General features: G+C 43.1%; 7 protein-coding genes. 3 read left to right on the top strand and 4 right to left on the bottom strand.

What is annotated here, in order from left to right:
* Positions 1–628: 628 nt before the first annotated feature.
* From PUQ00_RS30090 to PUQ00_RS30080, 3 genes are all read left to right on the top strand, one after another.
* Entirely contained in the window at positions 629–1,324 is a 696-nt protein-coding gene (locus tag PUQ00_RS30090) for an NYN domain-containing protein (RefSeq protein WP_300423409.1), read from the top strand.
* A gap of 219 nt (positions 1,325–1,543) precedes the next feature.
* Positions 1,544–2,254 carry a response regulator transcription factor gene (locus PUQ00_RS30085; RefSeq protein ID WP_292828268.1) on the top strand — a complete coding sequence of 237 codons (711 nt, stop codon included), beginning with the start codon at positions 1,544–1,546 and terminating at the stop codon, positions 2,252–2,254.
* A 5-nt stretch (positions 2,255–2,259) separates the two neighbouring features.
* Positions 2,260–3,348, top strand: coding sequence for a HAMP domain-containing sensor histidine kinase (locus tag PUQ00_RS30080; RefSeq protein WP_300423407.1), 1,089 nt, complete (start codon positions 2,260–2,262; stop codon positions 3,346–3,348).
* 388 nt (positions 3,349–3,736) lie between these two features.
* On the opposite strand, the gene PUQ00_RS30075 is transcribed toward PUQ00_RS30080, so the two are convergent.
* The 4 genes from PUQ00_RS30075 to PUQ00_RS30060 all read right to left on the bottom strand — a co-directional run bounded on the left by PUQ00_RS30075 (position 3,737) and on the right by PUQ00_RS30060 (position 11,387).
* The gene (locus tag PUQ00_RS30075; protein ID WP_300423405.1) at positions 3,737–7,993 is read right to left on the bottom strand and encodes a PAS domain S-box protein; all 4,257 of its coding nucleotides are present in this window, start codon (positions 7,991–7,993) and stop codon (positions 3,737–3,739) included.
* 768 nt (positions 7,994–8,761) lie between these two features.
* Positions 8,762–9,928, bottom strand: a complete 1,167-nt coding sequence (gene bioF / locus PUQ00_RS30070; protein WP_300423404.1) for an 8-amino-7-oxononanoate synthase — start codon at positions 9,926–9,928, stop codon at positions 8,762–8,764.
* A gap of 68 nt (positions 9,929–9,996) precedes the next feature.
* Positions 9,997–10,629 (bottom strand): Holliday junction branch migration protein RuvA, encoded by a 633-nt coding sequence (gene ruvA / locus PUQ00_RS30065; RefSeq protein WP_300423403.1) that lies wholly within the window; start codon positions 10,627–10,629, stop codon positions 9,997–9,999.
* Positions 10,629–11,387 carry a sucrose-phosphate phosphatase gene (locus PUQ00_RS30060; RefSeq protein WP_300423401.1) on the bottom strand — a complete coding sequence of 253 codons (759 nt, stop codon included), beginning with the start codon at positions 11,385–11,387 and terminating at the stop codon, positions 10,629–10,631. The genes ruvA and PUQ00_RS30060 overlap by 1 nt, the downstream gene beginning before the upstream one ends.
* Positions 11,388–11,642: the final 255 nt, after the last annotated feature.

The following is an 11,642-nucleotide window of genomic DNA, read 5'->3' as shown; positions in this document are numbered from 1 at the left end:
TTCGCGTCTCTACAAGGGTTCTAGATAACGCATATTTAATTTCTGGAGATGTCTATTAGATTATTAGTGCTTCTAACTCTGTCAGCATTTGAGCCTCCTTAGCGGATGTTTGATAAGTATTTTTGGTAACATCAAAGCCTCCCAAACCTAACCCCCATTCCCTTGTAGGGAATGGGGGGTTTCAAAACCTCTCGACCTTTCAGGCAGAGGAATGGAAGCGGGGTTCGTAGTATACTTTGCGATTTTTCAAATAACCCCTTAGCCTGCATAAACGTCAACTTCCGGGCTGTAAGGTTATTAAAATACAGAGTTAAAATAAAATATAGATAAATGACCTTCGCGGATTCTTGCCCCTACCCTTACAGTTACAATTTGTTTTCTCCAAACTCTTGCTGTCTCGGTGGGTAAAGATTAACATATCTGTGGACAGAGGCAATATCTCGTCAAACCAACCCTAACAACAGTGAAAAACCCTTTGGCTGTCTACTTTGAATCCTGTTGAGCGCCAGTTAAGTTTATCTGCATGTAGTGACTTAAGACCATTACCTGCTAGGGTTATAAATCAGCACAGACTATAGTATAGACAATTTACTCAAAACTCTTTCCAGCTTTAAAATCAGAGGTATCAATGATTATAACTAATTTTAGCAAACATACAAATGAATTTAAGGAATCTAAAGTACTCAAAGCTAAACCACATTGGCAAGGGCAAAATTTGAGCGATACTGCTGTCAAAGGTAAAGATACCAAGATGCGAGATCCTGCATCTAATAGTTCGATTTTCAATAACTTCAATCGTGGTCGAGTTGCTATTTTTATTGATGGCTTAAGCCTATTTCATACAGCTTTACAACTCGGCATAGAAATTGACTACGTTAAATTGCTTTGTCATTTAACCAACGGTTCAAGACTGTTGCGGGCTTTCTTCTATACTGGGGTTGATATTAGCAATGAAAAGCAACAGGGTTTTCTATTGTGGATGCGTCGTAATGGCTATCGTGTAGTGGCAAAAGAACTCGTTCTAGCAGCAGAGAATTTCAAAAAATCAAATTTGAACGTAGAAATTGCTGTAGACATGATAACTTTAGCTCCTTATTATGATACTGCGGTTTTAGTCAGTGGGGATGGAGATTTAGCCTATGCTGTGAACGCTGTCAGCAGAATGGGAGTTCGAGTGGAAGTGGTCAGTTTGCAAACGACAACTAGCGAAAGCTTGATTGATGTTGCTGACTGCTTCATTGACCTCGATAGTATTAAAGTACACATTCAAAAAGATTCTCATCTTGGCTATAGTTATCGCACTTCCTCAAATTCAAACCTGTAACTATAGCGGTTCTCACTTGGGTGCAATACAGTCGTCACCTCACCCCGTATTTGAGTAAAGTAAACACTCCCTTTTTGCCAAGGAGAGGGGTTGGAGGCGAGGTTGAAAATGTACTTTCTAGAAAGCAGAACAGCTATAAGAATACGCAAAGATTACCAGACGCGGTGAAATAACTCTCCCTTGTCTTCTCTAGTCACATTTTGCTCGGCTCTAGTTGAAATGGATATTTTAATAGTTGAAGATGAACCAGAAATTGCTCATTTAATCGAACTATCTTTAGAAAAAGAAGGATTTTTTTGTCGCATTAGCCGCGATGGCATGAATGCTTTGCGGATGTTTCAGGAGCAACCACCTGATTTAATCATTCTAGATTTAATGATTCCTGGTTTGGATGGGTTAGAAGTTTGTGCCAGAATTCGCCAGAAACCTGGTGCAAAAGATCCTTACATTTTGATGCTTACGGCTAAAGGTGAGGAAATCGATCGCGTCATTGGTCTATCTACTGGTGCTGATGATTACATGGTCAAACCCTTTAGCCCCAGAGAGTTGGTAGCTAGGGTGCGAGCACTATTACGGCGTAGCCTCCGCCAAGGGGGACAAAATCAAGTCAATCGTACCCAACACTTTATTGTCGATGTAGACCAGCGCACTGCTAGTCGTCAGTTGAATTCTCAGGAGGTTGAAATTTTGGACTTAACTACCCTAGAATTTAACTTGCTAACCACCTTTGTCAGCAATCCAGGTCGAGTTTGGAACCGCACTCAACTAATTGATAAACTTTGGGGAGATAACTTTTTTGGCGATGAACGAGTGGTGGATACTCATGTAGCTCGGTTGCGAAAAAAGATTGAGCCTGATCCGGCAAATCCTACTTTTATTAAAACTGTTGTTGGGGTTGGCTATAAATTTGAAGATCCTCCGGTAGCGTAAATGTTATGAAGATGGGGCTGAGAACGCGCCTATTTTTCTCCCACTTAGTAGTAATGATCGTGGGGGTAGCTAGTCTGGTGAGCATCAGCAAAATCTCTTCCCCCCGCTTGTTTGTCTTGCATTTGGAACGATTAGAAAATCAGGGGTTCGACTTAATCGATGTCCGTACTGAATTGGTTGCAGGATTTGAACTTGCTTGGCAGCGAAGCACTATTTGGTCAGTCTTAGTTGGGACTACCGCCGCCGGAGGATTGAGTTATTGGGTGTCTAGACGGATTATGCAGCGATTGACGGAAATGGAACAAATCACTCAAAAATTTGCTGCTGGTCAAATGGATGCACGATTACCTGTGTCTGACATTCCAGAACTCAGTGGACTGAGTGCTAGTTTCAATCGGATGGCAGCTAGTTTAGAGGGGGTAGAAGCACGGCGGCGAGAAGTGATTGGAGACATGACCCATGAACTACGAACACCGTTAACAGTGGTGCGCGGTTACTTGGAAGAACTGGCTGATGGACAAATTGAAGCGTCTCCTGAAATTTATCGGCGTTTAGCGAGAGAAACTAGGCGTTTAGAGCGGTTGGTGAACGATTTACAAGAACTGTCTAAAGCAGAAGCTGGTTATCTGCCAATTAATATCCAACGGGTAAATGTGCGCCCGTTGTTAGAGTCATTAGTGGAGAAATTTACCGACCAACTGTTAGAAGATGGGCCAGTTCTGCTGTTGCAATGTCCATCTGTGCTACCTCCTGTATTGGCAGATATTGACCGCACAGAACAGGTGTTGGTTAATCTGCTAGGTAATGCAGTGCGTTATACTAATCAAGGTTTAATTACCATTCATGCTGGAACTGAAGCATCTCAACTCTGGATTGCGGTTATGGATACAGGTATTGGTATCGCTCCAGAAAATTTGCCCCATGTGTTTGAACGCTTCTGGCGAGCTGACCAATCGCGCGATCGCCATTCGGGAGGCACCGGTATTGGCTTAACTATTTCACATCGTTTGATTGAACTACAAGGCGGTCAGATTCAGGTAGAAAGTGAATTGGGAGTTGGTAGTACCTTTCGGTTTTTTCTGCCTTTAGCTTAAGTTGAGTCAAAACCCTTGAGATACAAGGGATTGACACAAGGTAGTCACGGCTGTGTCATACCCAATTGCTAATTTGAAAGTATCTAAAATCTTATTTTGTTGATGGATGCTGAGATTTTGGAAATGCCTAGAGTATAACATTATGTTTAGTTTTGTTCTGGCTGCTTTTTTGGTTAGTTTACTCAGTCTTTCGGGTTACGCTGCGATCGCCTACCTGTTCCCTCGAAATCGTTCTCAAGACTGAGCAATTAATAATTAAAAATTCAAATAGGTATATAGCGTATGCGTTTGATTAATTTGGAATGGATGGTTTATTTACGCCGTGTTGTATTAGGGGATTAAGTTTCGCGTTGGATTTTCTGACGTGAAAAGTCAGAAAAGAGTCAAATCAAGGTTGATTCTGCTGCATGAGATTGACGATCGCTGTAGCTAATTCCACAGGATCGATGGGTTTAGGTAGGTGTTTTTGAAATCCGGCTGCCATTGCTTGATTGTAGTTAATTTCTCCAGCATAAGCAGTCAAAGCGATCGCGGGAATTTGCCCGCCTTGCTCTGGCGGTAATTTTCTCACCTCGCGCAGCAACATATACCCATCCATCAAGGGCATTCCAATATCGCTTAACAGGATATCTGGCTTTGATTGGGCCAGTGTTTCCAGTGCTTCGGCTGCTGATTCAACTGTCGTCACAGTTGCACCATATTGTTCCAGGGCAAAGCTAAAAAATTCTCGCACATCAGCTTGATCGTCCACAAGCAGGATTTGCACTCCAGCAAGTAATGTGTCTTCAGTACTGAGTTCTGGTTGAGAAACCTCATCACTCTCAACTCGCAACTGAGAATTTTTGAGCAAAGGTAGTTTGACTGTAAAGGTAGCCCCTTGTCCTTCTCCCAGACTCTCTACCTGAACTGTACCACCGTGAAGTTCTACTAGATGACGCACAATTGCCAGTCCCAATCCCAGTCCGCCAAAGACTCTGGTTGTCTTGGCATCTGCTTGCCGGAAGTAATCAAATACATAGGGCAAAAATTCCGGGTTGATTCCCTTACCTGTATCAATCACCTGGATTTGGGCATCTAAGCCAACTTGCTCTAGACGCACTTCTACTTGTCCTTCTGTGGGTGTGAATTTAACGGCATTGGAGAGGAGATTCCACATCACTTGTTGTAAGCGATCGCCATCGCCGAGAACTTTGCCGATATCATTACTTAGCACCGTTTGAATTTCAATTGATTTGGCTTCTGCTGCTAAACGTACCGTTTCTAGTGCAGATGCGATCGCTACTTTCAAATCTACTGCATACAGATTTAACCTGACTTTACCTTGTAAAATCCGTGAAACATCAAGCAAATCTCCAATCAATTGGGTTTGTAACTTAGCATTGCGCTCGATGGTTTCCAATGCCCGGATTCTAGCGGGTTCGTCGAACTTGCGGGTTCTGAGTAACTTTGCCCACCCTAAAATCGGATTCAACGGAGTTCTAAGTTCATGGGAAAGGACAGCCAGGAATTCATCCTTAATGCGGTTGGCTGTCTCCGCTTGTGCCCTTGCAGTCTTTTCGGCTTCGTAAAGTTGAGCGCGGGCGATCGCTTGAGCACACTGTTGCCCCAGTGTCAACATAAATCCCCGGTCTTCTTCGTTAAATATTTGGACAGTGGCAAAGCTTAATCCCAGTGCCCCAATTACTTTGCCTTCTGCTATCAAAGGAATGGAAGCCCAGGCATTATTCCCTGTGAAAGTCATCGCATCTGCTAAGTTAGGATATTTAGCAGTCATGGCTGCTAAACTTTCTAAAAAAATCGGCTGCTTAGTTCTGACTGTTTCCGCTATTTGGTTAAGTGCAGTGATCGGAAAATTTACCCAACTATCTATAAGCGATTGCGGATAGCCAATTGCTTGCACAATTTTCAGGGTAGTACCTCCCTGCTGAAGTAAGACAACAGAACCAGCAGTGGCTTCTAAGGCGGCAATCCCTTGGTTCACGACTACATCGGCTACCTGTTGGGGAGTTAGGGCTTCCGAGAGCGCAGCAGTTATTCTTTGTAAAAGTAGCGTGCGATTCACAGACCTTTCAGCCGCCTGTTTTGCCTGTTGAGTTTCCTGGTAGAGTCTGGCGTTGTCGATGGCTGTCGCCGCCCGACGAGCAATATCTTCTGCTAAAGCCAAGTCTGGCTGTTGGTACTGCCGACTTGACTCGGCTGTAAAAAAAGAGATTGCTCCAAACAATTGCCCACGGGAACGAACTGGAATCACCATTAGAGAGCGAATACCCAGAGTTCGCAGCAATTGCAGATGTTCGTCGTCTTGCGCCATCTGTACAAGATCAGACTCAGATAATTCGGGATAAAAGACAGATATTCCCAACTGTAGACGCTGTACAAGCTGTTTAGCTCTGTTTTTGGGTGGGTAACGCCGTCGGATTTGGTCTAAAGTATTTTGTTTTCTGGGGTCGGCAACTGCGATCGCAATTTGTTTACTTGACCAATCTTCCTGGAAAACATCTACAATACACCAATCAGCTAAGGTCGGAACTGCCAGATTCGCTACATTTTCCAAGGCGATTTCATAATCCAATGAGGCAGCTAATAAGGTGCTGGCTTCGACTAAAAACTGTTGTGTCGTTTCAACTCGTTTGCGTTCGCTAATATCTTCAAGAATGCCTAATGCATACTTTGCTTGTCCGTTAGCATCCCAAACTGCTGATGAAGTTAGGTTTACCCAAACTATAGAACCATCTTTGCGGATGTAGCGCTTCTCTAGGGAATAACCACTAATTTCTTTTGCCAAAACTCGCCGACCATTCTCCCAATCAACTGCTAAGTCATCAGGGTGGGAAATTTCCTGAAAGTTCATCTCCATTAACTCTTCGTAGCTGTATCCAGTAATCTCACAGAGGGCAGGATTAACCTGAATAAATCGTCCATCCAACGCTACCAGAGCAATGCCCACAGCTGCCTGATTGAACATTGCCCGAAACCTTTCTTCGCTTTCCCGCAAGGCGACTTCTATTTCCTTTGCTGCTGTTATATCTGCCAAAATAATTCCAATTCCTACCGTTTCACCCATTGCGTTGTTGACCGGATAATAGTTGGCCAGCCAGTAGCCGTAACGTCCGGGTTGTCCCCTTGTCTCACCACTAATTTCCACATTTACCAGGGGTTCACCAGTATCCAACACGTGCTGTAACTGTAGCTCAAACTCAGCTGCCATCTTTGGCAACACTTCCCCAAATTTGCGTCCTAAATGCTCTTCTATGGTCAAACCGTTAATGTCAGCGAAAACTTGATTAATTCGGATATATCGCAGTTGCCGATCCAAAAAGCATACGCCAACAGGAGCACCTCCTAATAGCGCATCTAGAAGAGATAAAGATTCGGCATAATGCACAAAAGCCTGCTGCATATCTCGATAAAGTCGGGCATTTTCCACTGCTAAGGCAGCACGATGGGTAATATCTGTTGCTAAAGTTAAGTCAGAGCGATCGTAGCGACGGTCTGATTCTGCGGTGGCAAAGGAGATGCAGCCGAGTATTTGTTGGTGGGCGATTAAAGGCACAATCATCAAAGACTTCATCCCCATTTGCCGAATTACTTCTAAGTGTTCGTGATTCTGAGTAGTCGCCAGCAATAGCGAGTCAGATACTTCTGAAATTAATTCTGGTTGCCTGGTTTGCAGTACCTTAGCGATTGCACTTGCACCCTTGGAATCTGGGACATACTGCTCAAGTTTTCGCGCCAAATTCGCTTTTGATGGGTCTGCATGGGCAATGGGTAGGCGGCGAATGGAACCATCTTCATTTAAAATGTCAACGCTACACCAATCAGCAAGCTGGGGAACTGAGATTTTAGCGATTTGTTCTAAGATTTGTTCATAATCTAGCGAAGTAGAGAGTAAACTACTAATTTCGGCGATATATCCGAGTCTTTCCTGAGCCTGCTTGCGGTCAGTAATATTCACACCTGCACAGCTAATACCCTGAATGCTATTGTCTGCATCCCTTAGCGGTTCAACCAGTAAGTCGTAGTAACCGTCTTTTCCAGAAATTGTTAGATAAACCTCTTCACGGGTTGAAACACCAGTCTCTAGTGCCTTCAGCTTAATTGCCCTCAATTGTTCTGCTACTAATGGAAATAATTCATCATCAGACTTACCTAACATTTCCTCAGTAGTATCTAGACCTTGAGGATTATAAATCCACTGATATCGCAAATCGCGATCTTGCTGAAAGACCACGATATCTGAACTATTTAACGCTAATCGAAATCGCTCGTTACTAACTCTCAGCTTTTGGAGATTTCCATCAGCCACTCTTTTAGCAGTCTTTAATGCCTCACATAAGATACTAAAGAGCAATCCTTGTAATGCAAACAATCCAACTCGCACAAAATTAGATAAGTCAAGACTCAGATCATAAACTGGGGGGAGAAAGAAGTAATCGCTCAGAAACGCAGACAAGCCGGTTGCTAACAGCCCTGACTTCAAACCACCATACCAAGCACTCACCATTACAGCGCTAAAAAACAGCAGAAAAAAAGTTCCATTTATGCTTAACCAGGGGTCTAGCATTAACATTAGCACTAATGTAAGTGCGACAATTAATACAACAATGCCACAACGCAGTAACTGGGAATAATGAATATAGGGCATGAAAATGTCTTGGAATAAGCAATACTTATTGCAGAGGCTCTACATACCCTAAGCTAGTTTGCAAATTTTAGTAACTTATCCACAGATAGATTTTTATTTAGTTTTGAAAACCTCTTTTGTTAGAAGCTAATTTCTCAAAAATATACTATGAAAAGTAAAAAATTATCGTTAATTTTATATATAGCAATCCTGTTTGATTTGTAAAAGTTGAAAGCTACAGATCCCTGACTTGAAGCAACTGGCGTGCGAATTCCATTCGCTAAGTCTAGTACCGCAAGGCGGAATTTATAATTCGTAATGACACTCGTGGCGAAGAAGCGTCTCCCCAACTCTTGGAGACACTTCTTCGCCTTGGCAGAAGACTCGCTCTCCGTGGCGAAGATAGTAATTCGTAATTACCTATTATCAAAGATTTCAGACATTTCAAATAGGTGGCTTATTTACGCCGTACTGTACTAGGGATATTTTTAAAAAAGTGAGATGCACCTTTGTTATAAGTAAGTGGTCAAGAATAACTCAAACTATATTATGCAATATAAAATTAATTAAATTGCCTCGTAGTAATCATCTCCAGTCCTATTTTCCGGGCTAAAGCCTTGACTACAAACCTTTAATATTCACGCCCACTTACTTAGTACAGCTTTGCGTAAAATCGGGGCGAATTGAAGATTGAAATTTAAACGCATAGGCGCGGCGCAATCCGCAGGGTAGGGGCACTCAGAGAATTCGCTACAAATTAATCAAATGCTGTACTTAAAACCTCACGAATTAACAGATATCTTTCAGCACTGCTACCAATTTTTCAATATGTGCTGCTTCATGAGTTGCCATTAAAGATATTCTGATCCGACTTGTGGGCACTGTGGGAGGACGAATTGCTGGGGCAAAAATGCCAGCATCTCTTAGCTGTTTTCCAGCTTTGAGTGCATCCGTGGCACTGGATAATTGAAAACATAATATAGGTGATTCCGATCGCAGCAATTTTAGATTAGGTAACTGTTGTTCCAGCAAATTTTTCAAGTAATGTACATTTTCCCACAATTGGGCACGGCGTTGCGGTTCTTGTTGCACTATCTTGATTGCTGCTAAGGCCGCTGCCGTATCAGCAGGTGAAAGTCCAGTGGTGTAAATCCAAGTGGGTGCGCGGTTCCGCAAAAAGTCAATTAGGGTGCTACTTCCTGCTACGTATCCGCCTAAACTACCCAAAGCTTTACTCAAAGTACCAATTTGAATTAACTGCTTTCCCGTACATCCAAAATGTTCGACACACCCAGCGCCAGTTTTTCCTAGTACCCCAGTAGCATGAGCTTCATCAACTAGCAGCATACAGTTAAATTCATCAGCGAGATCCAACAGTGCTGGCATTGGACATAAATCGCCATCCATGCTGAAGACGGTATCAGTAAGAATCAAACAGCGTCGGTAGTTTTGTCGCTGTTGACTCAACTGAGTTTTTAATACTGCAAGATCACAGTGCGGATATTCTACAACTGCTGCACCACTGAGAATCGCCCCATTTTTCAGACTGGAATGATTGTACTGGTCAGATAAAATTAAATCACGCTTGCCAACCAGGGCGGTAATTGTACCCAAATTGGCTAGATATCCGGAACTAAATACCAAAGCATCTTCTGTTTGTTTGGTAGATGCGATCGCCTCCTCTAACTCCCTGTGTAATTCTCGATGCCCACTGAGTAATCTAGAACCAGTGCTACTGGTGCCAAATTCGGCGATCGCAGTGATCGCGGCTGCTATTAATCGCATATCTCCCGCAAGTCCCAAATAGTCATTACTGCCAAAATTAATTACCTCTTGTCCAGCTAAAACCACCGTTGCACCCGGACGCCCGTGGATTGTTTGTACTGAACGATACCAGTCTGCCCGATGAATTGTTGCTAGAGATTCATCTAGCCAAGCATAAGGGTTAGTGGGCATGGGGAGTGGGGAGTGGGGAGTGGAGGGAATGAGGGAGAGAATAAATATTGACAAATGACAAATGACAATTAAACTTGTTCGCTGCTGAGATGAGCGATCGCTTGTTTAATCCAATCTTCGACATAGGCATCTTTGGGTAGTCCTATATCTTCACTTACTACATGCAGGGCATGACTGACTTCATGGGCAGTATATCCCAAGGCGAAGAGGGTCATTTGCACCTCTTCGAGAATTCCCGGTGCTGGGCCACCTGTGGCGACGAAGAACCCGGCTGATTTGCGCCACTCAACTAATTTGCTTTTCAGTTCCAAACATATGCGTTCGGCAATTTTCTTACCGACACCGGGAGCCTGAATTAAGATTTGTGTATTGCCAGCGATAATTGCTTGGACTAAATCTGGTAGTTCCAGAGTGTCCAAGAGTGCGATCGCTAAGGCTGCACCAATACCGGTGACAGTCAGCAATTGGCGAAATAAATCGCGTTCGGATGGCGAAGCAAAGCCATATAGTAACGGCACTTCTTCACGAATTTGGAAATGCGTAAAAATTTGCGTCACTCCTCCCGACTCTGGTAATTGCTGTGCTAGGCGTTGAGGAACTTGCAAATCATACCCCAAGCCATTCACTTCCAGAGTCAGAATCACGCGATTAGCGCCAATTGTTTGGATACCAGCGACTATACCTTTTAGATAACTAATCATTACAAGAGACCAAAATATTTTAATCCTTCGATAATTCCACCTGCACAAAAACATGAAGCCAGGTAGCGGTGGTCAGCGGGATACTGATCGTGCCATTGGAGTAACTCTTTTCGGGCATTCCCCACAATGATGCCCCGTTCGTTGCCTACAGCAAATAAAGCAATATCATTACCTGAATCACCACAGACAATTGTTTGTTCTGCTGCAAATTTCCACTTTTGGCGTAAAAACTGCATTGCCTGACCTTTATCGCTGCTATGGGGTACAATGTCAAGGTCAATCCCGCTACTGTAGATTAACTTTACATTTAATTTATATTTCTGCAACTGGGCTTCAAGTTGTGGTATCACACTTACAGATGCCTTTTGTTGTAAGAAAAAACTCACTTTGAAAGGACGCTGTTCTGAATCTGGTTGCAGAACTAACTCAGGATATTTTCTAGTAATAGATAATACTGTTTCCCGTTCCCATCCCGGAGAGAGGATTTCTGACCAATCTGAGTCTGGAGTATCAGTACTATCGAGGTAGATTTCTGTACCCACAGAAAGGACGAGGGCATCGGGTTGCAAAAGATTTTTTTGAGCTTGGAGTTCTTTGTAAAGTACAGGCGATCGCCCAGTAGCATAAACGATTTTCGTACCATATTCTTGGCGATGTCTCTTCAGTAGTTGATTTAGTTCTGCTAAAGCGCTGTCATCGCCCACAGTGCGATACACGAGGGTGTCATCCAAGTCTGTTACAAAAAGAAATGGTTTCATGATTAGAACTCTTGCAAAATTTCGTTATTGTACCGCGTGAAGAGACTTTTGCAAGAAGTTTACTAAAAACAAAACAAGTTGGAAACTCGCGTTTACCAATAACCTTGCAGGCTAAGTAGTTATGAGAAGGGAATTTTTCTATATTGCTTGATCGTGCCTGCGATCGCATATCTAAAAACTTTTAACATACTCAGAAGACATATAGGACTCCTATTTGATTTCTGAACAAGACTAAGAGAGAATACGGAGAGGTTT

This window comes from Nostoc sp. S13 (genome assembly GCF_029379315.1).
Lineage (GTDB): Bacteria > Cyanobacteriota > Cyanobacteriia > Cyanobacteriales > Nostocaceae > Nostoc.
This window is presented reverse-complemented; position numbering and strand designations above follow the sequence as displayed.

What these genes read in the sequence shown, in the direction of transcription:
- PUQ00_RS30090 (WP_300423409.1), top strand. Translation starts at nt 629, where the DNA reads ATGATTATAACTAATTTTAGCAAACATACAAATGAATTTAAGGAATCT.
- PUQ00_RS30085 (WP_292828268.1), top strand. Translation starts at nt 1,544, where the DNA reads ATGGATATTTTAATAGTTGAAGATGAACCAGAAATTGCTCATTTAATC.
- PUQ00_RS30080 (WP_300423407.1), top strand. Translation starts at nt 2,260, where the DNA reads ATGAAGATGGGGCTGAGAACGCGCCTATTTTTCTCCCACTTAGTAGTA.
- PUQ00_RS30075 (WP_300423405.1), bottom strand. Translation starts at nt 7,993, where the DNA reads ATGCCCTATATTCATTATTCCCAGTTACTGCGTTGTGGCATTGTTGTA.
- bioF (WP_300423404.1), bottom strand. Translation starts at nt 9,928, where the DNA reads ATGCCCACTAACCCTTATGCTTGGCTAGATGAATCTCTAGCAACAATT.
- ruvA (WP_300423403.1), bottom strand. Translation starts at nt 10,629, where the DNA reads ATGATTAGTTATCTAAAAGGTATAGTCGCTGGTATCCAAACAATTGGC.
- PUQ00_RS30060 (WP_300423401.1), bottom strand. Translation starts at nt 11,387, where the DNA reads ATGAAACCATTTCTTTTTGTAACAGACTTGGATGACACCCTCGTGTAT.